Origin of the sequence: Pseudomonas sp. MB-090624 (assembly GCF_003205245.1) — a bacterium.
In the GTDB taxonomy this organism is placed as follows: domain Bacteria; phylum Pseudomonadota; class Gammaproteobacteria; order Pseudomonadales; family Pseudomonadaceae; genus Aquipseudomonas; species Aquipseudomonas juntendi.
The window spans coordinates 21,235-46,856 of sequence record NZ_QJRK01000056.1; the positions used below are offsets into that span (position 1 = coordinate 21,235).

Annotated in this window: 23 protein-coding genes; 8 read left to right on the forward strand and 15 right to left on the reverse strand. The window is 63.1% G+C overall.

Going from position 1 to position 25,622, the window contains the following annotated elements; all coding sequences use genetic code 11:
* Positions 1-652 precede the first annotated feature (652 nt).
* The 7 genes from DMX12_RS25095 to DMX12_RS25125 all read right to left on the reverse strand — a co-directional run bounded on the left by DMX12_RS25095 (position 653) and on the right by DMX12_RS25125 (position 9,245).
* Positions 653-1,537, reverse strand: a complete 885-nt coding sequence (locus DMX12_RS25095) for a hypothetical protein (RefSeq protein ID WP_110679748.1) — start codon at positions 1,535-1,537, stop codon at positions 653-655.
* A 95-nt stretch (positions 1,538-1,632) separates the two neighbouring features.
* Complete coding sequence (locus DMX12_RS25100; protein ID WP_054913805.1) at positions 1,633-2,424, reverse strand: IclR family transcriptional regulator; 792 nt, start codon at positions 2,422-2,424, stop codon at positions 1,633-1,635.
* Positions 2,425-2,484: 60 nt separating this feature from the next.
* Positions 2,485-3,795, reverse strand: a complete 1,311-nt coding sequence (locus tag DMX12_RS25105; protein WP_054913804.1) for an MFS transporter — start codon at positions 3,793-3,795, stop codon at positions 2,485-2,487.
* A gap of 58 nt (positions 3,796-3,853) precedes the next feature.
* The gene (dgoD, locus tag DMX12_RS25110) at positions 3,854-5,002 is read right to left on the reverse strand and encodes a galactonate dehydratase (RefSeq protein ID WP_110679749.1); all 1,149 of its coding nucleotides are present in this window, start codon (positions 5,000-5,002) and stop codon (positions 3,854-3,856) included.
* Between the two features lie 39 nt (positions 5,003-5,041).
* A complete protein-coding gene (locus DMX12_RS25115) occupies positions 5,042-5,662 on the reverse strand; it encodes a 2-dehydro-3-deoxy-6-phosphogalactonate aldolase (protein WP_110679750.1) in 621 nt (206 codons plus the stop codon).
* A gap of 12 nt (positions 5,663-5,674) precedes the next feature.
* Positions 5,675-6,649, reverse strand: a complete 975-nt coding sequence (locus tag DMX12_RS25120; protein WP_110679751.1) for a 2-dehydro-3-deoxygalactonokinase — start codon at positions 6,647-6,649, stop codon at positions 5,675-5,677.
* Between the two features lie 214 nt (positions 6,650-6,863).
* Positions 6,864-9,245 carry a glucose/quinate/shikimate family membrane-bound PQQ-dependent dehydrogenase gene (locus DMX12_RS25125; protein WP_110679752.1) on the reverse strand — a complete coding sequence of 794 codons (2,382 nt, stop codon included), beginning with the start codon at positions 9,243-9,245 and terminating at the stop codon, positions 6,864-6,866.
* Between the two features lie 312 nt (positions 9,246-9,557).
* Here DMX12_RS25125 and DMX12_RS25130 point away from each other — a divergent pair, with 312 nt between their 5' ends.
* From DMX12_RS25130 to DMX12_RS25165, 8 genes are all read left to right on the forward strand, one after another.
* Positions 9,558-10,802: an OprD family porin gene (locus DMX12_RS25130; protein ID WP_110679753.1), complete on the forward strand. Its 1,245-nt coding sequence runs from the start codon at positions 9,558-9,560 to the stop codon at positions 10,800-10,802.
* 250 nt (positions 10,803-11,052) lie between these two features.
* Positions 11,053-11,859, forward strand: coding sequence for an NAD(P)-dependent oxidoreductase (locus DMX12_RS25135; protein ID WP_009682575.1), 807 nt, complete (start codon positions 11,053-11,055; stop codon positions 11,857-11,859).
* Between the two features lie 24 nt (positions 11,860-11,883).
* Entirely contained in the window at positions 11,884-12,765 is an 882-nt protein-coding gene (locus DMX12_RS25140) for an SMP-30/gluconolactonase/LRE family protein (protein ID WP_110679754.1), read from the forward strand.
* Between the two features lie 67 nt (positions 12,766-12,832).
* Positions 12,833-13,804 carry a TRAP transporter substrate-binding protein gene (locus DMX12_RS25145; protein ID WP_009682577.1) on the forward strand — a complete coding sequence of 324 codons (972 nt, stop codon included), beginning with the start codon at positions 12,833-12,835 and terminating at the stop codon, positions 13,802-13,804.
* Positions 13,805-13,868: 64 nt separating this feature from the next.
* Positions 13,869-14,396, forward strand: a complete 528-nt coding sequence (locus DMX12_RS25150) for a TRAP transporter small permease (RefSeq protein ID WP_009682578.1) — start codon at positions 13,869-13,871, stop codon at positions 14,394-14,396.
* On the forward strand, positions 14,397-15,677 hold the full coding sequence (locus tag DMX12_RS25155; protein WP_009682579.1) for a TRAP transporter large permease: 1,281 nt from the start codon (positions 14,397-14,399) through the stop codon (positions 15,675-15,677). It abuts the gene before it with no gap.
* Positions 15,678-15,852: 175 nt separating this feature from the next.
* A complete protein-coding gene (locus tag DMX12_RS25160) occupies positions 15,853-16,776 on the forward strand; it encodes an EamA family transporter (protein WP_110679755.1) in 924 nt (307 codons plus the stop codon).
* A 25-nt stretch (positions 16,777-16,801) separates the two neighbouring features.
* Positions 16,802-17,671, forward strand: a complete 870-nt coding sequence (locus DMX12_RS25165; RefSeq protein ID WP_110679756.1) for an aldose 1-epimerase — start codon at positions 16,802-16,804, stop codon at positions 17,669-17,671.
* 21 nt (positions 17,672-17,692) lie between these two features.
* On the opposite strand, the gene DMX12_RS25170 is transcribed toward DMX12_RS25165, so the two are convergent.
* From DMX12_RS25170 to DMX12_RS30075, 8 genes are all read right to left on the reverse strand, one after another.
* Positions 17,693-18,589, reverse strand: a complete 897-nt coding sequence (locus DMX12_RS25170; protein WP_054913711.1) for a LysR family transcriptional regulator — start codon at positions 18,587-18,589, stop codon at positions 17,693-17,695.
* 82 nt (positions 18,590-18,671) lie between these two features.
* A complete protein-coding gene (locus DMX12_RS25175; RefSeq protein ID WP_110679757.1) occupies positions 18,672-20,708 on the reverse strand; it encodes a pyridoxamine 5'-phosphate oxidase family protein in 2,037 nt (678 codons plus the stop codon).
* Between the two features lie 22 nt (positions 20,709-20,730).
* Positions 20,731-21,360: a glutathione S-transferase family protein gene (locus DMX12_RS25180; protein WP_029885569.1), complete on the reverse strand. Its 630-nt coding sequence runs from the start codon at positions 21,358-21,360 to the stop codon at positions 20,731-20,733.
* Positions 21,361-21,575: 215 nt separating this feature from the next.
* On the reverse strand, positions 21,576-22,127 hold the full coding sequence (locus tag DMX12_RS25185; protein WP_054905987.1) for a UPF0149 family protein: 552 nt from the start codon (positions 22,125-22,127) through the stop codon (positions 21,576-21,578).
* A 93-nt stretch (positions 22,128-22,220) separates the two neighbouring features.
* Positions 22,221-23,210 carry an asparaginase gene (locus tag DMX12_RS25190; protein WP_110679758.1) on the reverse strand — a complete coding sequence of 330 codons (990 nt, stop codon included), beginning with the start codon at positions 23,208-23,210 and terminating at the stop codon, positions 22,221-22,223.
* Positions 23,207-24,361, reverse strand: coding sequence for a hypothetical protein (locus tag DMX12_RS25195; RefSeq protein WP_110679759.1), 1,155 nt, complete (start codon positions 24,359-24,361; stop codon positions 23,207-23,209). The genes DMX12_RS25190 and DMX12_RS25195 overlap by 4 nt, the downstream gene beginning before the upstream one ends.
* A 10-nt stretch (positions 24,362-24,371) precedes the next feature.
* Complete coding sequence (locus DMX12_RS25200; protein WP_009682591.1) at positions 24,372-25,268, reverse strand: nitrilase family protein; 897 nt, start codon at positions 25,266-25,268, stop codon at positions 24,372-24,374.
* A 223-nt stretch (positions 25,269-25,491) separates the two neighbouring features.
* Positions 25,492-25,622 (reverse strand): hypothetical protein (locus DMX12_RS30075; protein ID WP_235575318.1); only part of this gene is annotated, 131 nt, incomplete at its 5' end.

A 25,622-nucleotide genomic window follows, 5' to 3' on the forward strand; every position in this document is an offset into this window, starting at 1 on the left:
GCCCGCGAACACCGGCGAAGCCGGTGCCAGACACCGCGTCGCTTGCTTCGCGGGCACGCCCGCTCCCACAGGGCATTGCGTATTGCCAAAGCCTGGCTAATCCTGCAATGCAATCATCGCTGGCAAGATCAGCTCCTGCAGGTATCACGAAACCTTCCGCAAACGGGGATACCCCCGTGGGAGCGGGCTTGCCCGCGAACACCGGCGAAGCCGGTGCCAGACACCGCGTCGCTTGCTTCGCGGGCAGAGTGAACTGGACCAGGCATTGGTTGCCATATGCGCTGATAAGCTGCGCACTTGATTCTGCCGAGATAAGGCAGAGTGACAAGAGACCTCGCCCACGCCGACAGGAGGGGTACGGCACACTCAGTTGCCATGTGCCGGGACTGGACTTGCCAGTCTGAGTGGTCGTGGACGAGATCGGTTTGAGTATCGATTGATTCAGGAAAAAACCAATCCTTTGCAAAAGTCGCCGAAGACTCACCAGCTGGGCTCAGCGTCCGTAGCTCCCAAAAAAACAATCATTAATCAAAAACCGACTTGATAATGGAAATACGGAAATTATCAACGGCGGGCTGGGGGCGCGCTGCGCCCCTTTTCGACCGGTCCGGCGCCCGGCAAGGCCGCTCCTGAGAGGGATCCTGGCAGGGCGTCAGGCGGTGGCAGAGGCCTGCTTTGCTTCAAGCAGGTTATGCAGGGTATTGAGGAACAGGTCGAAGCTCATGATGCCGCTCCCCGCGGTGGACAGCACGGTCCTGCCGCTTTCGTCCTTGATCACCACCAGTTCGCTCCAGGCACTGAGATCGATGCTGCGCAGGCTGGTCATGGGCACCTTGATGCCTTCGACTTCCAGGGCATCACGGGTGACCCGGAGAGGTTTGGTCGTGACATTGAGGAAGTTGCCGCTGACACGCTTGCCCCACACCTGGCCAGTGCCGACGTAGTTGAATTGCACTGTACCGCCCTGCGAAAGGGTGGCCATGGCTTGGGGCAGGCGTTCGTTCAGGTGCAGCTCGCGCACCAGGTCAATGAACTTGTACAGGCCCTTGAGGTGGGCATTGACGCGCCGGAACGCTTCGCTGTCGTTGCGGCGGTACGCCAGGTTGTTGACCAGGCCGGCAGCAGCTGTCTGACCAGAGGCGAACAGGTACAGGTCTTCCATCTCGCTGAACGGCAAGTAATCGCGCTCGCTGCCGATCACCTGGCAGAGCCCTTTTTCATACACCTCATAACGGGCGCCGCGCAGCTTCTTCTGCCAAAGGGCCAGGCCGAACATGCTCAACCCAAGGGCCAGCAGCAAACCAATGGTGAAGTAGAAGATCTGTATCGGGCCGCTGAAATGCAGCGTGGTGCCACGTCGTGTTTGCAGGTCGACCGGGCCGCTAACGTCCGTCGAGACGATGGTGCTGAGGTAGCCGACAAAAGCCGCGAGGCCCACACAGATGATGCCGAGGGTGATCAAGCTGACGATCAGCGCCTTGCCATAACCAAAACTGCCGAGCAGCTTGCCGGCGGACGTGACTGGGGTGGGTTGCATGGTGAAGCTTCCTTGCTTGGGGAAATGGACGTCATGTCATTGTTGGCGCTCAGACACCAATTGGAGCGCGCAGTTCAGTGCCCACGAGGTTCAGGCTAGTGCTTTAGCCCAAGCTCTGCCGAAAGCCGCGCGGTCACGCCTTTGACCACCGGTACCAGCTCGCGCATCTTCTCCTCGGGCATATAGGGCACTGTGCTGGCCACACTGATTCCCGCCACGATCCGCCGGCTGGCATCGCGTACCGGCGCAGCCACGCAGCGGATCGACGGCTCGTTGTCCTCCAGGTCGAAGGCATAACCCCCCTTCACATACTCGACCATGCGCTGTTCGAACTGCGCCCAGGTCTGCTCGGCGTGGTGCGGCCAGAACGGGCTTTTGCCACCTGCCGGCAGGCTGGTTTCATACAACCTCTGCCACTCGGCCGGGGTGTCGTCGAGCATCAGCGCCTTGCCGATACCCGTGCGCGCAAGCGGCATGCGGTGGCCGACCCGGGAGCGCATCTCCGGGCCGTTGCGCCCCGGGGTCTTGTGCAGGTACAGCACCTCATCGCCTTCGCGGATCGCCAGGTGGATGGTGTCGCCGGTCAACGCCGACAGCTCGTCGAGGTATGGCCCGGCAAGGGTCACCAGCGGCAGCTCTTCTCGGGCCTGGAAGCCGAGTTCGATCAGCTTGGGGCCAAGCAGGTAACCGACCTGGGGTACCACGCGCAGGTAGCGCTCGTCCACCAGGCAACTGACCAGGCGGTGGGTGGTGCTGCGGGTGGTGCCGATGTGCTGGGCGATGTCCTTGAGGTCGCGCGCGCCTGCGGCCACGGCCTGCACAACGGCCAGGCCGCGCAGCAGGGTCTGGGTGCCGGTAGGGGCGGTTTTGGTAGGGTCTTCCTGCATGTGCGGCCTTTATCGAAGTGCGAATGGGCGGGCGACATTATGTTCACCCGCAGGGCGCGGCTACAACTCGATGCGCTCGACCTTGCCGACCAGCAGGATGTACGACAGCGCGCCAAGCAGGGCCAGCGCGGCGATGTAAGTGATCGCCGGGGCGAACGAAGCGCCGCTGGCAAGGAAGCCGATCACGATGGGTGTGACGATCGCCGACAAGTTGCCGATGAAGTTGAACACCCCGCCGGTCAGCCCGAGCAGACGCGCCGGAGCCAAGGTAGAAACCAGCGACCAGGTGATCGAGGCCAGGCCGTTACCGAAGAACGCCAGCGCCAGGAAAGCAATCACCAGCGGGGTGGAGTCGACGAAGTTGGCGCCAATGATGGCGGTGGAAATCAACAGGCCGCTGATGATCGGCAGCTTGCGCGCAAGGCCCACGCTGGCCCCACGACGGATCAGCCAGTCGGAGAAAAAGCCCGAGCACAGCACCCCGACAAAGGCGGCGAGAAACGGCAGCGAGGCCAACATGCCGGACTTGATGAAGTCCATGCCGCGGTACTTCACCAGGTAGGTCGGGAACCAGGTGAGGAAGAACCACAGTGTCGAATTCAGGCAGAACTGGCCGAGGTAAATGCCCCAGAGCTTGCGCTGTGTCAGCACGATGCCCAGGTCGGCCCAGCTGAACCTGGCCTTGGTCTTGGCCTGCTCCTGCTGGATATCCACCAGCCCGCCGCCCTCACGGATCAGTTCGATCTCGGCCTCATTGGCACCCTTGAAATCGCGCGGTTCGCGATACACCGCGTACCAGATCACGCCCCAGAGAATGCCCACCGCACCCGTGGCGACGAACACCATGTGCCAGCCGAACGCATGCTGCAGCCAGGCCAGCACCGGGGTCAGGAACGCCAGGCCGACGAACTGCCCGGAGGTGTAGAAGCCAATGGCCGTGGCCCGCTCGCGCTCGGGGAACCACGTAGTGACCACGCGGCTGTTGATCGGGTAGGCCGGCGCCTCCAGGGCGCCGACCGCCATGCGCAGCACGAACAGCGCGATGAAGCTGGCGGCGAAACCGAGCATCACCGTGGCCAGCGACCACAGCACCAGCGCCACGGTATACAGAATGCGCGGCGGTACGCGGTCGACCAGCCAGCCGCCTGGGATCTGCATGGCGGCGTAGGTCCAGCCGAACGCCGAGAACACCAGGCCGACGTGAATCGGGTCGATGCCCAACTCGCTGGTCAAGGCCGGTGCGGCAATCGACAGATTGCTGCGGTCCAGGTAGTTGATCACCACCGTGATGAACAGCAGCACCATGATGAAAAAGCGCTTGCGGCTGGGCGCCGACAGGGTCGCCTGCCCGGTAAGGGTATGCGGGTGCATGAGCAGTGCCTCTTGTTATGGTTATTGAGGTCGTTTCAACGCAGTTGGGGCCAGGCAGTCACCACTCGGCAAAGCTGCCATCGGCGTGGCGCCACACCGGGTTGCGCCAGCGGTGGCCGACAGCGGCGCGCTCGATCACGTACTCCTCGTTGATCTCGATGCCCAGGCCAGGGCCGTTGGGGATCTTGACCATGCCCTGCTGGTAGTCGAACACGCCGGGGTCGCGCACATAGTCGAGCAGGTCGTTGCTCTCGTTGTAATGAATACCCAGGCTCTGCTCCTGGATGAAAGCGTTGTAGCAGGCAGCGTCGAGCTGCAGGCAGGCCGCCAGGGCGATCGGCCCCAGCGGGCAGTGCAGCGCCAGAGCGACGTCGTAGGCCTCGGCCATGTTGGCGATCTTGCGGGTTTCGGTGATGCCGCCGGCATGCGACGCATCGGGCTGGATGATGTCGACGTAGCCTTCGCTGAGCACGCGCTTGAAGTCCCAGCGCGAGAACAGCCGCTCACCCAGGGCAATCGGCGTGCTGGTCAGCGGCGCCAGTTCTTTCAACGCTTCGTAGTTTTCACTGAGCACCGGCTCTTCGATGAACATCAGCTTGTAAGGGTCGAGTTCCTTCATCAGCACCTTGGCCATGGGCTTGTGCACGCGGCCATGGAAGTCCACGCCAATGCCCACGTTCGGCCCGACCGCATCGCGCACGGCAGCGACGTTGGCCAACGCCTGGTCGACCTTGTCGAAGGTGTCGAGAAACTGCAGTTCCTCGGTGCCGTTCATCTTCACGGCGGTGAAACCACGTGCCACGGCCTCTTTTGCCGCTTGCGCGGTGTCAGCGGGTCGATCGCCGCCGATCCACGAATACACGCGGATCTTGTCGCGCACCTGGCCGCCGAGCAGGTCGCTGACCGACACACCCAGCGCCTTGCCCTTGATGTCCCACAACGCCTGGTCGATACCCGCCAGGGCGCTCATGTGGATGGCACCACCGCGGTAGAAGCCGCCGCGGTAGAGCACGGTCCAGATATCCTCGATGTTGCGCGGGTCCTTGCCGATCAGGTAATCGGACAGTTCTTCGACGGCAGCGGCCACCGTGTGGGCGCGGCCTTCGACCACAGGTTCACCCCAACCGGTAACGCCCTGGTCGGTCTCGACCTTGAGGAAGCACCAGCGTGGCGGGACGATGAAGGTGGTCAGCTTGGTAATTTTCATCTGCTTGTCTCTCTTGTTGGGATGCAGCGCAGTAATGGGTCAGCGCAGGGCTTGCCAAGCGGTCACGTAAGCCTTGGCAGAGACCGCGACCTGCTCAGGCGTCATGCCCGGCTTGTACAGGCCGGAACCCAGGCCAAAGCCCCTGGCGCCAGCGTCGAAGAATTGCTGCAGGTTGCTGGGGGTGATGCCGCCAACCGGCGCCAGCACGGTGCCAGCGGGCAATACCGCCAGCCAGGCCTTCACCACCGCCGGCCCCATCTGCTCGGCTGGGAACAGCTTGAGCAAGTCGGCACCCTCGGCCAGGGCGGCGAACGCTTCGGTCGGCGTGGCGACACCCGGCGCCAGGTACAGCCCTGCCGCCTTGGCCGCGCGCAGCACCTGCGGGTCGCAGTGCGGCATGACGATCAATTGCCCGCCCGCCTCTTTCACCTGTGCCACCTGCGCCGGGGTCAGCACGGTGCCTGCGCCGATCAGGCAATCGGCAGGCAAGCAACGGCGCAGCGTGCGGATGCTTTCGAACGGGTCGGGGGAATTGAGCGGCACCTCGATGACGCGAAAACCGGCGCCATAGAGAACTTCCCCCGTCGCGGCGGCTTCATGCGGCTGCAAACCGCGCAGGATCGCAATCAGGCCGTTCTGTGCCAGTGCTTGTTCAAGCATGTCGAGCTCCCTTCAGGATGAGTGGATGAGGCCAGCGGCAAGCGCCAACTGCCACAAGCCGCGTTCGGTGGCCTGTTCGGCAACGCTGACGTGGCCGAAGCCGCACGCCTGCAGGGCGCGGCCGTAGCGCATGCAGAGTGGGCCGTTGCCGATCAGCAGGATGGCCGGCAGGTGCATGCTGTTGCGGCGCTGGCGCTGCACCTTGGCCAGTGCCGAAAGCTCATGACCGATCAGCAGGCCGGAGAGGTAATCGGGTTGGGCACTGGCGCTCAGTTCACCGGTCAGCCCCAGGCTGCGGGCACTGAACACGGTGGACAGCGGGCCGATCTCGCCTTCGCTGCCGAGCGCAACCTGCACGCCATGGTCGAAAGCCGGTGCATCGAAGGCGGCGCCGCGTTGCTGGGTACGGCCGAGGATGCTGTGCTCGCTGAGCACCGCGAACACTTCGCCGGTCATGAAGGTATCGAACTGAACGATGCAGCCCTCGGCCACCTGCACCCACTTCGAATGGCTGCCGGGCAGGCCGATCAGCAGGTCATCGGTGGTCACGCTGGGCAGTGCACCGAGCACCTGGGTCTCTTCGCCACGCATGACATTGGGCAGGCGCGAACGCTGGATCACGCCCGGCACGATGTGCACGCCCACGCCGCGCCGGCTGCGCACCGTCTGCAGGGAGGCGCCAAGGCTGGCGACGTTGGCCGGGGTGTCGCGATAGGCCGCTTCGCGCCAGCCCTGGGCACTGCCGACCATACCGCAGGCAATCACCGGCAGGCCGGGCTGGGCGTCGAGCCAGTCGCCGCAGGCGTCGTCGAACGCCAGTTCGAAACCGTCGTTGCAGGGTTGGCCGTTGATCAGGCGCGGGGACGTTGGCAATTGCATGATGCCGCTGGGCAGTGTGCGCAGGTCCAGCACTTGGCCATTGGCGGCGAGTTTATAAGCACGAAGGGAGGTGGTTCCCCAGTCGAGCGCGATCAATTGCGCCTGCATCGCTTCACCTGTTCTGTTTTTGGCAGTGAGTGAGGGCGACTATAAACCTGGGTAGGTGTAAATTCCAATATGTAAAATACAATCCCATATATAGGGATATTTAAGGCTTGGTATTTTTGTCAGGCCATTCGCGGGCACGCCCGCTCCCACAGGTTATGCATCGCGCAGAACACCTGTGGGAGCGGGCGTGCCCGCGAATTCCTGAAAAAGGCGTTTATTCAGGCAAGGCAAACGCCATGACGTAGTCCCCTTGCTTGGTCCCCAGCGAGCCATGCCCGCCGGCCATCACCAGCACGTACTGGCGACCATCCTTGCCGGTGTAGGTCATCGGCGTGGTCTGAGCACCTGCCGGCAGGCGCCCTTCCCAAAGCACCTTGCCATCGCGCACGTCATAAGCACGCAGGTACTGGTCGAGGGTGCCGCTGAGGAACGCCAGGCCGCTGGCGGTGGTGAAGCTTCCGCCCAGGCTCGGCACGCCCATGGTCAGCGGGATCGGAATGGGCGAGCTGTCACGTACGGTGCCGTTCTTGTGCTTCCAGATCACCTTGTGGGTGGTCAGGTCCACTGCGGCCACATAGCCCCAGGCCGGTGCCTGGCAAGGCAGCCCCAGCGGCGACAGGAAAGCGCCCATGATCACGCCATAAGGCGCCCCCTTATTGGCCTGGATGCCCTCGGTTTCACTCTTGCGCGCCGGCTGCCCGGCGATTTTCGAGGCAGGCACCAACTGCGACTTGAAGGCCATGTAGCTGGGGTTGACGAAGGCGATCTGGCGCTCCGGGTCGACCGAAATGCCACCCCAGTCGAACACCCCGAAGTTGCCTGGGTAGACCAGCGAGCCCTGCAGCGATGGCGGGGTGTAGATGCCGTCATAGCGCAGCGAACGGAAGTCGATGCGGCACAGCATCTGGTCGAACGGCGTTACGCCCCACATGTCTCGCTCACGCAGGGTGGGCGGCATGAAATTGAGCTCGGACATCGGCTGGGTCGGTGCGGTGTGATCACCTTCCACGGCGCCTTGCGGTACCGGGGTTTCGTGGATGGGCACCAGCGGCTGACCGTTGCTGCGGTCCAGCACGTAGATGCTGCCCTGCTTGGTCGATGCCATCACCGCAGGCTTGATGCCTTCGGCGGTCTTGATGTCGACCAGGCTCGGCTGGCCGCCGACATCCATGTCCCACAAGTCGTGATGGGTGAACTGGTAGTTCCAGCGCACCTTGCCAGTGGCGATGTCCAGGGCTACCAGGCCGGCACTGAATTTCTCCGCCTCTGGTGTGCGGTTGCCGCCCCACTGGTCGGGCATCTGGTTGCCCATGGGCAGGTACAGCAGGCCGAGCTTCTCATCGGCGCTGATCACCGACCACACGTTTGGAGAGTTGCGGGTGTAGAACTGGCCGTCACCGATCGGCGCGGTGGCGTCGGGGTTGCCGCTGTCCCAGTTCCATACCAGCTGGCCGGTGATCGCATCATAGGCGCGGACTACGCCGGACGGCTCGTCGGTGGAAACGTTGTCGGTGACATGACCGCCAAGTATCACCAGGCCGCCGGCCACGGTGGGTGGCGAAGTGGAGTAATAGCCACCGGGGGCGAAGCTGCCGATGTTGCGGGTAAGGTCGATCTGGCCGTTGTCGCCAAAGCTGGCGCACTGTTGGCCGGTATCGGCATCCAGCGCGATCAGGCGGGTGTCGGCGGTGGGTACGTAGATGCGCTTGGCGCAGGTCTGCCCTTGCACGGGGCTCGCTTGCGAGCTGGCCGTGTCGTAATAGGCCACGCCGCGGCAGGTCATGTGCGCCCAGCCTTTGAAGTTGGCCGCATTCTGGGTGCTGAGCTTGGGATCGAAACGCCAGATCTCCTTGCCGCTGTCGGGATCCAGGGCAATCACCTGGCTATGCGGGGTGCACACGTAGAGCTTGCCGTTGACTTTCAGCGGGGTGTTTTCCGCCGTGGTCTCGCCCGGGTCGTTCGGCCCGGGGATATCACCGGTGCGGTAGGTCCAGGCCAGCTTGAGCTTGCCCACATTCTGCGGGGTGATCTGCTTGAGTGGCGAGTAACGGTCGCCAAACTCGGTACGGCCGTAGGACTGCCAGTCACCGTCAGGCATTGCCGGTGCCGTGCTGGTGGTACCTGCCGTGTCACGGTCCAGGCGGCCGACCACGGTGTCGGGCTGGGTGAACTGGCTGGCCAGCGCCATCAGGCCCGCGGCCGCCACGCCCACACTCAATACCCCTGTACCGAGGGGATAAGGCTGGCCCTGCGTCAATGGCCTGCGTAGCCAAGGCAATAACAACACCAGGCCAAGGACGAACCAGAGGGCCAGCCGGGGGACCAGTTGCCACCAGTCCAGGCCCACCTCGACCAACGACCAGAGCGAACTCAGCAACAGCACGACGCCATAAACGCTCAATGCCTCACGTCGGCCAGCCAGCAACAAGGCTGCGGTAATCGCCAAGCCAATGCCGGCCAGCAGGTAATACAGCGAACCGCCAAGGGTTGCCAGTTTGATGCCGCCGGCCAGCAAGGCCAGGCCCATCAGCAAAAAAACCACGCCTAGCAATCTGGGCAGCAAGCGTGAGGGGTGCGAAGCACGGGTGGTGCTCATCGGTGAAATCTCCGTTTCCATAGGTCTGAATCGATAAGACATTCAGCAACGAAGAATAGTATTACTAAATAATTCTGCGACAAACCGACGCACCCGAGGCAGTGCGTTGCGACAAATGCAACAATTCGCCGGAAGTCATAGTATGACCAACTGTTATTGCGAGCCCCGAGCTAGAGCCTGCGCTTGAGCGCTCACCGCTGAAAGTAGCTGAATGCTGGCGGCCAACGCCGTTGACAGCGGGTTTTTCACTTGTTAAAAAAGCCGCAGTTGTACGACAACACATAACAAAAACAACATCAGCGGAAGCAACCCATGTCGAAAATCTGCCACACCCCCCTCCCCTGTGCGCTGCTTGGCGCCAGCCTGCTCAGCTGCCTGCCGGGCACCAGCCTTGCCCAAGGTTTCATCGACGACAGCAAAGCCGTGCTGGGCCTGCGCAATTTCTATATCAACCGCAACTTCACCAACCCCGCCAACCCGCAAGGCAAAGCCGAAGAATGGACCCAGAGCGTGATCCTCGATGCCCGTTCCGGTTTCACCGAGGGCCCGGTGGGTTTTGGCGTGGACGTGCTGGGGCTGTGGTCGGTGAAGCTCGATGGCGGGGGCGGCACCTATGGCACAGGGCTGCTGCCACGCCACGACGATGGGCGGCCGGCGGATGACTTTGGCCGGCTTGCCGTGGCGGGCAAGGCGCGCATTTCGAAAACCGAGCTGAAGATCGGCGAATGGATGCCGGTACTGCCAATTCTGCGCGCGGACGACGGGCGTTCACTGCCGCAAACATTGCGTGGCGGGCAGGTCACGTCCAACGAGATTGCCGGGCTGACCTTGTACGGCGGCCAGTTCCGCGCCAACAGCCCGCGCAACGACGCCAGCATGGAGGACATGAGCTACGGCGGCGCGGTGTCGGACCGCTTCAACTTCGTCGGGGGCGAATACAGGTTCAACCAGGAGCGCACCCTGGTGGGGCTGTGGAATGCGGTGCTCAAGGACGTGTACCAGCAGCAATACCTGCAGCTGAGCCACAGCCAGCCGCTCGGCGACTGGACCCTGGGCGCCAACCTGGGCTATTTCCAGGGCGATGACGACGGTTCCAGGCGCGCTGGCGAGCTGGACAACAAGACGTACTCGGGGATGTTCTCCGCCAAATACGGCGGCAGCACCTTCTGGGTCGGGCTGCAGAAGGTCGATGGCGATACCTGGATGCGGGTCAATGGCACCAGTGGCGGAACCCTGGCCAATGACAGCTACAACGCCAGCTTCGACAACGCCAACGAACGCTCATGGCAGGTGCGCCATGACTTCAACTTCGTCACCGTCGGCGTGCCGGGGCTGACCTTGATGAACCGCTACATCAGCGGCCGCGACGTGCACAGCGGGGTGGTGACAGATGGTAAGGAATGGGTCCGTGAGACTGAACTGGCGTATGTGATCCAGAGCGGGGCGTTCAAGGATTTGAGTGTGAAATGGCGCAATTCGTCGATTCGGCGGGACTACAGCAATAACGAGTTCGATGAGAACCGGTTGATTTTCAATTATCCATTGTCGTTGCTGTAAGGGTTGATGCATACCTTTGCAGGGACGGCCTTGTGTCGCGTAAGGAGGGCGAACCTCCCTTGGCGAATCATGCCGCTAAGGTGCAGTGGTGGGGGCGCTTCGCACTCCTTTCGCGACACGAGGCCGCTTCTACAGGGCACGCGCATGACACAGGGCTGACATTGAGTTGTCATTGACAACACTGAATCGTACTGCCAATAATCACAAAAGTCATACGACAACCTACAACAATTAACAACAAGAGCCGGTCATGACCACTACCCCCCTCAAACGCCTGCTGCTCACCGGAGCCGCAGGCGGCCTGGGCAAGGTCCTTCGCGAACGCCTGCAAGGCTGCGCCGAGGTCCTGCGCCTTTCCGACATCAACCCCATGGCCCCAGCCGCTGGCCCACACGAAGAAGTGGTCACCTGCGACCTGGCCGACAAGGCAGCCGTGCATGCCCTGGTCGAAGGCGTCGATGCCATCGTGCACTTCGGCGGGGTGTCTACCGAGCATTCGTTCGAAGAGATTCTCGGCCCCAATATCTGCGGCGTGTTCCATGTCTACGAGGCGGCACGCAAGCATGGGGTGCAACGGGTGGTCTTCGCCAGCTCCAACCATACCATCGGCTTCTACCGCCAGAACGAGCGCATCGACGCGCATGCCCCGCGCCGCCCCGACAGCTACTACGGGCTGTCCAAGTGCTATGGCGAAGATGTCGCCAGCTTCTATTTCGATCGTTACGGCATCGAAACCGTCAGCATCCGCATCGGCTCTTCGTTCCCCCGGCCACAGAACCCCCGCATGCTCTGCACGTGGTTAAGTTACGACGACCTGGTGCAACTGATCGAGCGCGGCCTGTTCACGCCGAACGTCGGCCACACCATTGTCTACGGTGCCTCGGCTAACCGCACCGTATGGTGGGACAACCGCCATGCCGCACACCTGGGTTACGTGCCCAAGGACAGCTCGGAGCCCTTCCGCGCAGCGGTGGAAGCCGAGCCGGCGCCTGCCGCCGATGACCCGAGCATGGTCTATCAGGGCGGCGCATTTGCCGTGGCCGGACCGTTCAACTGACCGCACGCGCCAGGAGGCACGGCCATGCACTGTGAACTGATCGTCGACGCCCGCAACGGCACCGGGGAAAGCCCCGTGTGGCACCCTGGCGAGCAGGCCTTGTACTGGGTCGACATACCCGCGCGCCAGTTGCACTGCTGGCGGCCGGTGGATAACACGCACCAGGTCTGGCAGGGCGACCAGATGCTGGCCTGTATCGCCCGCAGTGGCGACGGGTGGGTGGCCGGCATGGAAAGCGGCATCTTCCAGATTCAAACCAAGGCCGACGGCAGCCTGGCCAGCCGTGTGCTCAGCGGCGTGGCGCATGCGCAGCCGGGCATGCGCTTCAACGATGGCCGCTGCGACCGCCAAGGGCGTTTCTGGGCCGGCAGCATGCTGCTGGACATGCAGCAAGGCGCCCAGGTAGGTGCACTGTACCGGCATGACCGCGAGGGCCATTTGCACCTGCAGCAAGCGGGCATGATCGTGCCCAACGGCCTGGCTTTCAGCCCCGACGGCACGCGCATGTACCTGTCCGATTCGCACCCCAGCGTGCAGAAGGTCTGGGCCTTCGACTACGACACCGACACGGGCACACCCCATAACCCGCGGCTGTTCGTGGACATGCGCAATTACCCCGGCCGCCCCGACGGTGCCGCCATCGACCAGGACGGCTGCTATTGGATATGCGGCAATGACGCCGGGCAGATCCACCGTTTCACCCCTGACGGGCGCCTGGACCGCTCGCTCAGCGTGCCGGTGAAGAAGCCGGCGATGTGCGCCTTCGGTGGCGCCAACCTCGACACCCTGTACGTCACCTCGATCCGCCCGGCGGGGCTCGACCTTGGCGACCAGCCGCTGGCCGGCGGGGTATTTGCCCTCAACCCAGGCACCAAGGGCCTGGAGGAGCCAGCATGGCGGGGCTAAGCCCCGCGACGCGCACCACACCCTTTGCACGCCCGAAACCAGATAATAAAAACCACGGAGTTTCATCATGACGTTCAAACGCAAGCTGCTTCTTGCCGTACTCCCCTTCGCCTGCAGCGTGGCCATGCCCGTTTCGGCGCTGGACATCAAGTTCGCGGAAATTCACCCCGCCGGCTACCCCACGGTGGTGGCCGAGCAGAACATGGGCAAGAAACTGGAACAGGCCAGCAATGGCGACATCACCTTCAAGATGTTTGCCGGCGGTGTGCTGGGCTCGGAGAAGGAAGTGATCGAACAGGCGCAGATCGGCGCCGTGCAGATGACCCGCGTCAGCCTGGGGATCGTCGGCCCGGTGGTGCCGGATGTGAACGTGTTCAACATGCCGTTCGTGTTCCGCGACCACGACCACATGCGCAAGGTCATCGATGGCGAGATCGGCCAGGAAATCCTCGACAAGATCACCAACTCCGACTTCAACCTGGTGGCCCTGGCCTGGATGGATGGCGGCTCGCGCAGCCTCTACACGAAAAAGCCGGTGCGCAGCCTGGAAGACCTGAAGGGCATGAAGATTCGCGTGCAGGGCAACCCGCTGTTCATCGACATGATGAACGCCATGGGCGGCAACGGCATCGCCATGGACACCGGGGAGATCTTCAGCGCGCTGCAGACCGGCGTAATCGACGGCGCCGAAAACAACCCGCCGACCCTGCTCGAACATAACCACTACCAGAGTGCCAAGTACTTCACCCTGACCAACCACCTGATCCTGCCCGAGCCGGTGGTGATGTCCAAGACCACCTGGAACAAGCTCACCCCCGAACAGCAAGCGCTGGTGAAAAAGGTAGCGCGTGAGGCGCAGATGGAAGAGCGGGTGCTGTGGGATGCGAAAACGGCCAGCAGCGAAGAGAAGCTCAAGGCCGCCGGTGTCGAGTTCATCACCGTCGACAAGAAACCCTTCTACGACGCGACCGCACCGGTGCGGGAAAAATACGGCGCGCAATACGCCGACCTGATGAAACGTATCGACGCGGTGCAGTAAGCGCGACCTTTCCTCCCGACCTCGGCAGGGCCGCGTCAGCCGCCCTGCCGCTTTGGTGATGCCCATGAAAAACCTCTTTCTGCGTGCCAACGACACGTTGTACCGCGCCTGTATCTGGGTCGCCGGCCTGTCGATCCTGAGCATGTCGCTGATCATCCCGTGGGGCATCTTCGCCCGCTATGTACTCGGCACCGGGGCCAGCTGGCCAGAGCCGGTGGCCATCTTGCTGATGGTGGTGTTCACCTTCGTTGGCGCAGCCGCCAGCTACCGCGCCGGGGCGCACATGGCGGTGGCGATGATCACCGACCGCCTGCCGCCGCTGCAGCGCCGGCTGGTGGCCCTGCTGGTGCAGGTGCTGATGGTTCTGGTGTGCCTGTTCATGACCGGGTACGGCACCCAGCTGTGCATCACCACCTGGAACCAGTTTCTGGCCTCCCTGCCCAGTGTGCGCGTGGGCATGACCTATGCGCCGATCCCAATCGGTGGCGTGCTGACCTTGGTGTTTGTGCTGGAAAAACTCCTGCTGGGCGACCAGAGCCACCGTAAGGTGGTGCGCTTCGACCAACTGGAAGAAAACGAAGGAGCGGCGTAAATGGATGCGTTCATTCTGTTGGGCAGTTTTATCGCGCTCATCCTGCTGGGCATGCCCGTGGCCTATGCCCTGGGCCTTTCGGCGCTGATCGGCGCCTGGTGGATAGACATACCGTTGCAGGCGATGATGATCCAGGTGGCCAGCGGGGTTAACAAATTCTCGCTGCTGGCCATTCCGTTCTTTGTGCTGGCCGGGGCCATCATGGCCGAAGGCGGCATGTCACGGCGGCTGGTGGCTTTTGCCGGGGTGCTGGTGGGTTTCGTGCGCGGCGGCCTTTCGCTGGTCAACATCATGGCCTCGACGTTCTTTGGTGCAATTTCAGGCTCGTCGGTGGCAGACACCGCCTCGGTGGGCTCGGTGCTGATCCCGGAGATGGAGCGCAAAGGCTACCCGCGCGAGTTCTCTACCGCCGTGACGGTGAGCGGCTCGGTACAGGCGCTGCTGACCCCGCCCAGCCACAACTCGGTGTTGTACTCGCTGGCGGCGGGCGGCACGGTCTCGATCGCCTCGCTGTTCATGGCCGGGGTGATGCCAGGGTTGCTGCTGAGCGCGGTGATGATGGGCCTGTGCCTGCTGTTCGCGAAGAAGCGCAACTACCCCAAGGGTGAGGTCATCCCGCTGCGCCAGGCGCTGAAGATTGCCGGTGAGGCACTGTGGGGCCTGATGGCCATGGTGATCATCCTGGGCGGTATCCTGTCGGGCGTGTTCACTGCGACCGAGTCGGCAGCCGTGGCGGTCGTCTGGTCATTCTTCGTGACCATGTTCATCTACCGTGACTACAAGTGGCGCGACCTGCCCAAGCTGATGCATCGCACGGTGCGCACCATCTCGATCGTGATGATATTGATCGGCTTCGCGGCCAGCTTTGGCTACGTGATGACGCTGATGCAGATCCCGTCGAAGATCACCACGGCGTTCCTCACCCTGTCGGACAACCGCTATGTGATCCTGATGTGCATCAACTTCATGTTGCTGCTGCTGGGCACGGTGATGGACATGGCGCCGCTGATTCTGATCCTAACGCCGATCCTGTTGCCGGTGATCACCGGCATCGGCGTGGACCCGGTGCATTTCGGCATGATCATGCTGGTGAACCTGGGGATCGGCCTGATCACGCCGCCGGTGGGCGCCGTGTTGTTCGTCGGCTCGGCGGTGGGCAAGGTGAGTATCGAATCGACGGTCAAGGCGCTGCTGCCGTTCTACCTGGCACTGTTCCTGGTGCTGATGGCGGTGACCTACATTCCGGCCATTTCGCTGTGGCTGCCTAGCGTGGTGCTGTAACCGCACCTCAGCCTGTAGGAGCGGCCTTGTGTCGCGATGGGCCGCAAAGCGGCCCCAGGTTTTCGGCGTTGTTGCGAATATTGCTGGGACCGCCTTGCGGCCCATCGCGACACAAGGCCGCTCCTACAACGACTGCGATAGGGCTGGAAAATCTACCTGCAAACGGATCCTGCACATGGCTGTCCCCTCCTCTGCTCCCCCGCTGTTCCCGCGCCAGCTGGCCATCGCCCTGCTGGCTCTGCTTGCCTGCTCATTCGCCGGTAACCATATCGCCGCACGCATCGCCTTCGATGACGGCACCGGTGTGCTGCTGGCCATACTCTGCCGTTCCGGCATCACCTTCCTGGTGCTGGCCGGCGTGCTGCTGTGGCAACGTCAGGCGCTGGCGCTGCCCGTTGGCACCCGCCGCTGGCAACTGCTGCTTGGCCTGCTGATCGCCACCCAGAGCCTGTGCCTGTATTCGGCGGTGGCGCGCATCCCGGTGGCCCTGGCCTTGCTGGTAGGCAATACCTTCCCGATGCTGCTGGCGCTGCTGACCTGGGCGCTGGGCGGTGCGCGCCCCACTGGCCGCACCGTGCTGTTCATGGGCTTGATCCTATGCGGCCTGGTGCTGGCGCTGGATGTGCCGGCACGTCTGGCCGACAGCGGTGCGGGCAACCCGCACTGGGCGCTGGGGGTCAGCCTGGCCTTCGGCGCCGCTTGTGCCTTTGCTTGCGCGTTGTGGATCACCGACCACAAGCTGGCTAGCGTGCGGGGCCCAGTGCGCAGCCTGCTGACCCTGCTGATCGTGTTCTCCAGCATGCTGCTCGCGGGCGCCAGCGGGGTGATGCCGGCCGGTTTGTCGCTGCCGGGCAGCAGCAGTGGCTGGGTGGCGCTGGCCAGCCTGGTACTGCTGTATGGGCTGGCGTTCAGCTTGCTGTTCGTCTGCGTACCCAGGTTGAACATGGCGCAAAACGCCCCGGTGATGAACGTCGAACCCATTGCCACTTTACTGCTGGGTTGGGCCCTGCTCGACCAGCAACTGGGCCCGCTGCAATTGCTCGGCGGCGCCGTGGTGGTATGCGGCATCGTGCTGCTGACGTACCGGCGGGCCAACTGATCGCTCTGCTCCAGAGGAACATTGCATGGCTGTGACCACACTGCACCTGCAGGACCGCCTGACCCGCCTGAGCCTGGCGCCGGAACTGGGTGCCAGCCTGGTCAACTGGCAGGTCAAGGCAACGGGGCAGGCGCTGCTGCGCCATACCGACGCGGCTGCCTTGGCCAGCGCCACGCCCAGGCGGCTGGCTTGCTACCCACTGGCGCCTTGGTCCAATCGGGTTGCCGAGGGGGGCTATGCCCGGCCGCAGGGCTGGCAGGCATTGGCGCCGAATACCGAGCACGACGCCTATCCCATTCATGGCAGCGCCTGGCAGCAGGCCTGGCACGTTGAGCATCACAGCGACCGGCGCGCACGGCTGACGCTGGACAGCGCCGTACCCTTCGCCTACCAGGCCACGCTGGATATACACCTGCATGAAGGCTGCCTGACCCTGGACCTGCATGTGACGCACCGGGATGATTCGGCCAACTGGTATGGGTTGGGCCTGCATCCTTATTTCCCGCGCTACCCCGATACCAAGCTGTCTGCGCCCGCGCGCAAGGTGTGGCTGGCCGAGGCTGGGCGCTTGCCGTCGTATCAGGCCACGGTGCCCGAGCCGTGGGGGTTCGAAGCACTGGGCCACCTGCCCGAGACGCTGGTCGACCACGCCTTCAGTGGCTGGCCGGGGCACTGTGTGATCGAACAGCCAGGGGCAGGCTACCGGCTGGCCTGTCGCGCCAGCGGGGCGGAGCACTTCTTGCTGTTCTGCCCGCCGGGGCAAGGCTTCTTCTGCTTCGAGCCGGTCAGCCACCCGGTCAACGCCCATCACCTGCCCGGCCGGCCGGGGCTGAGGCTGTTGCAACAGGGTGACACGATGAGCCTGGGGTTCAGCATGCAGTACCAAGCGTTGTAACGCATTGTGGGCGCTACGTGCTCACTCCAGTTGCTGGTCCCGCAGCGCCTGCGCCAGCATGTCGATGAAGGTTCTGACCTTGGCCGACCCGTACTTGCTCTCGCGGTGCAGTATGTGAATCGGCCAGGGTGCTTCCTCATACTCGGCCAGAATCACCTGCAACTGCCCGCTCGCCAGTTCATCAGCCACCTGGTATGACAATAAACGGGCAATCCCCAGGCCACCGCAGGCCGCAGCGATAGCCCCATCATTGCTGGTCACCGTCAGCCGCGGTTTCATGCGCACCAAAGTCGGCTCATCGGTCACGCCAAAGCGCCAGCCGGCTCGGGGGGACAGGTTGGTGGTACCGATCACCGCATGCCCGGCCAGGTCCGAGGGGTGCCTGGGCACACCGTGGCGCGCCAGGTAACCGGGCGCAGCGCACAACATGCGCCGGACCTGACCGACCCGCAGGGCCTTCAAACCGGAGTCGGGCAACGGGCCGATGCGCACGGCCACATCCATGCCTTCCTCGACCAGGTTCACCACGCGGTCGAGAAAGTAGGCGGCCACGTCGACTTGCGGATACTGCTGCAGGTAGCGAACGATGCTGGGCATGACGAACTTCTTGCCGAACAGGATCGGTGCAGTCACCGCCAGGTCGCCCTTGGGTGTGGCATTGATGCCGGCCGCCGCTTCGTTGGCCTCGTGAATGCTGGCCAGGATATGCCGGGTGTCCTCCAGGTAGCGGCCGCCTGCCTCGGTCAGGCGCACGCTGCGGGTGGTGCGCAGTAGCAGCTTGACCCCCAGCTGCTCCTCCAGGGCGCTGACGGCACGGGTGACGGCGGCCGGGGAGATGGCCAGGCGGCGGGCAGCAGCGGCGAAGCTTTCCAGCTCACCTACGGCGACGAATACCTTCATCAGGTGGATCTGGTCCATGCGAGCTCCTGGGGGCATGAGGTGCCGGGATTATTGTTCATCTGGGTATTTTCTGCTGCCCGCGAAGAGGCGGGCTGGTGTATCAGATGTCCAGCACCAGGGCCTGCACCCCCTCCTGCACCTGCGCCGGCACGGCACAACAGATCAACACCGACCCCGCCTCCGGTAGCTCTGCCGGTGGATGCGGGTAATGCACCTGGCCACTCACCAGTCTGGTCTTGCAGGTACCACACGAGCCACCCCGGCAACTGAACTCCGGCGCCAGCCCGCGCGCCTCGGCCAGCTCCAGCAAGGTACCGCCGCCGGGTGCCCAGCGCGCCTCCTTGGCCGACGCCGCAAAGTACACCGGTACTGGCTCGCTGGCAGCGGGTGGCTGCTGCAAGGCAGGCTGGTCGGCGTGCGGGTGCCGGCGCAACGTCGACGGCCCGAACGCTTCTGCGTGAATCCGCGCATCCGGCACATGCACGCCGCGCAACCCTTCATACAAGTCCTGGGTAAAACTGCCCGGTCCGCACAGGTAGAACTCGTAGTCGTCCAGTGCCAGCGTCGCCTTGACCTGCCCGATGCCCAGGCGCCCGGCAAACTCGTAATCCCGCCCAAGCAGCGCATGGCTTTCCGGCTGGCTCAGGGCGCGATGAATGTGCAGCAAGCCCTCGGCCCGTTGCTGCAAACTCGCCAGCTCCTGCCTGAACGGCAGGTCGGCCAGGCTACGCGCACCCTGGAACACGTGGATGGCCCGAGCCTGCCCTTGGCTCAATTGCTCACGCAGCATGGCCAGCAACGGCGTAATGCCTACGCCAGCGCCAATCAGCACCAACGGCCGCGTGCTCTGTATGTCGAGCGTGAAACTGCCCATGGGTGGGCGAACATCAAGCACATCGCCTGGCGCGATGCGCGCATGCAAGTGGCGGGAAACCGGACCCTGGGCTTTGACGCTGATGCGCCAATAGCCGTCGGAAGGTGCGCTGGACAAGCTGTAGGTGCGGATAAGCGGCGCCTCACCGTCGCGCTTGACCTGCACCGGAACATGTTGCCCGGGTGCAAACCCCACAGCACTATCGCTGGGCGGCTGGAGGTAGAACGAACGGATATCGCGGCTCTCCTGCTCTACCCGCAGCACCCGCCAGGCTTGCCATTGGCGCTGCTGCTGACGTTGCTGCAAACGCGCATCGGCCTCGGCCCAGGTGCCGGTCATCAGGCTGGTCGGGGCGTACTCCTTGAACGCCCAGCGCAGGGAAACCGCAGCCGGCCGCCACACCACCTGGTCGACCTCCAGCGTCCACAGCCGCTCTGCACCTTCGAACGCCTGGATGGCCGGGCTTTCCAGCAGCACCTCGGCACGCCCGCCCAGCTGCAGCACGTTGCCGTTGCTGAAGTCGATGAACAGCAAACCTGCCCTCGGGTTGACCAACAAGTTGCCCAAGGTGTTGAAGTGCAGGTTACCGGCGTAGTCGGGAATGGTCAGCGTATTGCCTTGGACCCTGACGAATCCTGGCCGACCGCCACGGTGGGACACATCCACCGAACGCTGGCCGTTGTCATGCTCGACATAGCTGGCGACGAAGAAGGTGTCGGCAGACTGGATCATACTGACGGTCGTGGCATCCAGGGCCGTCGCATCGATGCGCCCCTGGGCCGGTTCGGCGACGCGCGTGTAATCGCGCAACTGGATGTATTGCGGGCAGTTGCCGAACGACTGCTCTACCGTCACCTGCAATTGCCCTGCAACCTCCTGGCGAATCTGCCCGTTGAGGCGGTTGCGCCGGCGGGTGTGCAGTTCGATGCCCAGCAGGCCGATTGCCTGCCCGGCGACCAAGCCCGGGGTCGCCGGGTCATCGGCCGCTAGCCTGGTGTCAATGGTCAACTGGCGTGGGTCGGGCGAACTGACGAAACCTTCCGGCCCTTCCAGCAGCGTCGCCCAGGGCCGCCCCTGAGCGTCTACGCTGGCCGCCACCATGAACGGCAACTGATGGTAGAACGTGCGGTGCTGGTCGGGCATGTAGTCACGAATGACCTTTTGCCCGAACGCCTCCATGCGCTCTGCTACTCCGACCTTTTCCTGCAGGGTTTTCTCGCCCGCATGCCAAGGCGAGGGGCGGTGATCGGGGGACTGTTGCATGGTGGCGTTCCTCGCAGGGGCATCAGACGCTGGTCTGCAGCCCGATGACGGTGCGGGGCATCGGTACGAAGCCCGGCAATGCCTCGATCCGCGCCAGCCAGCTACGTACGTTGGCATACGGCTCCAGCGACACGTTGCCCTCCGGTGCGTGGGCGATGTAGGAGTAGTTGGCGACGTCGGCGATGGTCGGCGTGTCGCCTGCCAGGAACGGCGACTTGGCCAGTTCGGCATCAATCACCTTGAGCAGGGTGTGCGCCCGGGTAATCACTTCGTCAGTGTTGAACGAAGCGCCGAACACGGTCACCAGGCGTGCAGCGGCCGGGCCAAAGGCCAGCGGGCCTGCAGCGACCGACAGCCAGCGTTGTACACGGGCGGCAGCGGCTGGCGCTTCGGGTAGCCAGGTGCCGTTGTCATATTTTTTGGCGAGGTAAACGAGGATTGCGTTGGAGTCTGCGATCACCGTGCCGTTGTCATCGATGACCGGTACCTGGCCGAACGGGTTGAGGGCCAGGAAGTCCGGCTGCTTGTGCGCACCTTTGGCCAGGTCCACGAACACCAGCTCGGTAGGCAGGTTGAGCAGCGAAAGCATCAGCTCGATGCGGTGGGCGTGGCCGGACTTGGGGAAGTTGTAGAGCTTGATCGGGTTCGACATGGGCTTGGCTCCTGGTCAGCACCGGATTGGGCTGATGGAGCACATGCTGCACTGATTCGGCTGGCAGCAGAATCAGTGCGCGGGGGAAACCATAATTTCGCCAGATGGAATAATTAACCGCCCCATTACAAAAAACAGTCTGCGTTTTTCGGGTGCTTGCTGACGGATCCGCAGTGCGGCCCCAGCAAGCACCGCAGCAACCGAGCCCGTGTGCCTCAGTGCGGCTTGTTGAAGTAGCGGAACAAACCACGCGCGGCTTCGATCACCTTCGGCACACAGGCCTGTATCTCCGCTTCGCTCATCTGGTCCAGCAGCTCGAAGTTATCCTCCAGCCCATGCAAAGAGATGGCTTTGAGTAACTGGTCCTGCTCTGGCGGCAGAGCTTCCCAGTTGGCGACCTGGGTAGCGCGCATGTAGCCGAAGCACCATTCTTCCATCACGACCACGGTGCCCTGCTCGTCTTCTGTTTCCTCGAACAGCGGCTCGAACTGATCAATGTGGTCGCCCAACTGTCCGGCGACTTGGTCGGCATACCGCAGCATCAATGCCACATAGGCTTCTTCATGGGCCGGTTTCTTGAACTTGGGCACCTTGCCACCTGCCACTGCCGGCAGCCAGTGCTCGGGGGTGACCGTGGTCGGCGAGCTAGCCAGCGCGGTGAAAAAGCCATTGAGCTCGGCCAGGTTGAGTACCGAGTAGTCGTTGCCGTAAGTGATCAGCAGGTCTTCGAGGCGGTGCAGTTCTTTTTCGCTGAGTGGCGGGAGCATCGGGCAGGGAATCCTTGCTAGCAAAAGTGTGTGCACCCTAGCACAGCAATGCTTGGAGGGTTGCCCGTGCAAGATACTGCACGGGCAAATTTCTCAGGTGGGCAGCCAACCCGGCAACTCATGCTGCCGGTCGGCGCCAATCAGCAGCCACAGCAAAATGCGGCACTTGCGCGGGCAGAGGTGCCCGGCCATATGCACACCTTTTTTCTGCAAGTCGATCTCGGAGCCGGAAAACCCGTATGTTGCGCGGGCTGTAGCCCCCTCACCTGTACGAGTGGCGACAATGACTGGCAGGGTTGGCGTCATGTGCTCCAGAACATCAGACCAATTGCCGGAAACATGGCCGGCGCCGAACCCGGCGATGACCAGCCCGTCGTAGCGCAATGCGGGCAGAGCCTGCAGCAATACAGTGTCGGCGTCCAGGCACGCTTCCAGCAGGATGACGCGCTGGTCGGTACGCCCCGGTAGCGGGAGTACCTCCCGCCTGTCTGGGGGATGGCGGTACGTTGCAACACCCTCTACAACTTCCCCCACAGGACCGAAACCAGGCGAGTCGAATGCCGCTATCGCCAGGCTGGCTGTCTTGCGAACCTTTGTCGCACGATGGATCTGATCATTCATCACCACCAGCACACCACGCCCACCGCTGCCTCGTGCCAATGCAACCTGGGCCGCAGCCAGAAGGTTGGCCGGGCCATCGTTGCCCGGCTGGCTGGGCGAGCGCATTGCACCGGTCATCACCAAAGGCGCATCGAATGGCCAAAGCAGGTCAAGGAAATAGGCCGTTTCCTCAAGGCTGTCGGTGCCTTGGGTCAGTATCACGGCCCGGGCACCGCCCTCGACTTCGCAGCGAGCCCAGGCCAGCACTTCCAGCAACGCGTTGAAGCTGAGCGATGCACTGGGGACCAGGCTCAATGACGTTACAGTCAACTGCGCCATTTCGCGCAACTGCGGTACCTGAAGCAGTTGCTGCTCACAATCCAGGGTGGGCGTTACGCCACACCCACCCGCTCTAGCCTGCATGCTGACCGTCCCGCCCAAACTGGCGATCGAAAGCTTGGGCAGGTCCGAATGCTCAATCATCCTTCTCCCCCCACCAGTAACCCGATCAGCGGTACGATTCCCAACGTGCTGATCGCCATCGACACCACGTTGCCGATGTAGCCATGCACATAACCCGGCAACCGCTGCGTGATCGCCACTGCCAGCGGCGGAGCCACCAGGGCCCCCAGCACTGCACTGGCCACAATGACTTGCCAACTACCGCCATGCGTCAGCACGGCGGCCGGCACGACCGAGACAATCGGAATGTAAGTCGGGTACAACCCCCGGGCTTGCCACTGGCCGCGCCAGAATACGACGCCTACCAAGGATGCCAAGGCCTGTCCGGCCACAATGTGCAACGCCAACATTGAGCCGTATGCAGGGGCTGCCGGGGCCAACAGGTGAGCCAGTAACAAGCCTAGTAGTAGACCCAGACTAGCCAGCTCATTGCCAAAGAAGGGTGCTTCACTGAAATCGGCCAGTACACGCCGCAAGGTCCAGATCACACCGTAGGATGGCTGGCTGGCCACAGGTTTCACAACGTCGGGTTCGTGGCTTTGACGGACCCATGACGGGTAGCGCTTGCACAGCAGGAAAGCGGCGACACTTGCCACGGCCATACCACTCACATTGCCGATGACCACAGGCAACTGCAGGGGGTAGCACAGGTAGTTGACCAGCAGCAGACTCGCCGGGGTTACCAGTATTGCCCCCAGTAACGCGCCTGCTACCGCCACCCGCCAGCCCGCCCCATACAACAGCACCGTGGCTGCCGGCAACGACACGAAGGCCACGAACGTTGGTTGCCAGGTACCACTGGCCAAGGTCCATCCCCACAAGGCATGGCTAAGTAAAAGGCCCATCAGCGAGCTGGTGAACACCCATGGCCACAGTCCACTTCCATAACAGATTGCAAAACCCTGCCAGCGATACCCGCGAAGATGGGCCCAGTGCGCCAGGCTGGCGCCTAGCAGCAAGCCCAGCGCAGGCAGCTCATGCTTGTAGAATGCGACCTCGCTGATATCGCCCACTATCCAGCGCAAACGACTCAGCGGTTGGTCCAGTGTCGCCGCCAGTTGCCCGTAGTCTGGCCACGGGCCTGACGCAAGGCTGGCTGCCAGCAGCATTGCCAGGCAGGTGAAGATCAGCACGGGGGCGTGCTGCCGATTGGGCAGCAGTAATGGCTTCATGTGCGGATCCTCAGCGTGGCATAGGCGCATGCAGGCGGTAGCCAAGCGCAGCATCGTAGAGGTCGGTACGGCGATCACGCTGCAGGTCGTTGAGGCTGTTCCAGATCGGCGCTGAACGCGCGCTGCTGAGGTCGACATCGGCGTAGACAATGCTTTCCTCCTCCGCACTGGCCACAGCACCAATGGGCCAACCGTTGGTTCCGGCAATCAACGAACAACCGAGAAAGCGCCCTCCTCGCTCACTGCCGATACGGTTTGCGGCGGCGATGTAGACATTGTTCACATGCGCGGCTGTCATGGTCAGGTACGACGCCATGCAACGCCCTGTTTCATCAAACAGCGGAGGCGGTGTCCACACCCAATTGTTCAAGCTGCATATGATGTCTGCCCCTTGCGCTGCCATGAGCCGTGGCACTTCAGGGAACCAGATGTCCCAGCAGATCAGCAGGCCAATACGGCCGATTGGCGTCTCGAATACAGGGAAGCCGAGGTCGCCAGGGGTGAACCAGAGCTTTTCCTGGTTCCACAGGTGGGCCTTGCGATAGTGGCCTAGCAGGCCGTCGGGGCCAAACAATACGGCGCTGTCGTAGAGCTTGAGGCCCTCACGCTCGGCGAATCCTGCTGCCAGGTACACCTGATACTCCCTGGCGAAATCAGCCCAGGCTTTCAGGCTACGGCCTGCCTGCAACGTTTCGGCATGCGCATAGGCCTCGGCACGGGAGTGGAAGGTGTACCCGGTGTTGGCCAGCTCGGGCAGCACGATCAGATTGGCACCTTCACGCACCGCACGCCGGGCCAGTGCCAGGCCTCTGCTCAGGTTGCCATCGCAGTACTCTAGCCCGACTTGTGGGTCGTACTGGATGACAGCGATGCGGACAGGGCTGACGGGGGGGCAATGTTCGGACATGGCGACTTCCTTTTTGTGGTTGTTTTGGAAGGTCGCCAGTAGAGCGGGGTTGGGTTTTGGAGGGACAGTCGGGCGATTCTCAAGCAGTTGAAGGATCTTGGAGAGAATTGAGTGGGAAACGCCCTAGGATAAAGAGCGGGAAGGAGTGATTGCCCACAGCCAGCTGACGCAGGAGCATAAGCTCCCAGCGCCTGCTGGCTCTATGAAGGGCTTGTGGAGCTGTTTACACCGCCAGCGCGCGCTCACGCAGCTCGCTGTTGAGGATGCGGTCGTTTTCGCTGTAGTCGACCGGGCAGTCGATCACGTGCACGCCTGGGGTCTTGATGCAGTGCTCCAGCAGCGGCAGCAGGCCGT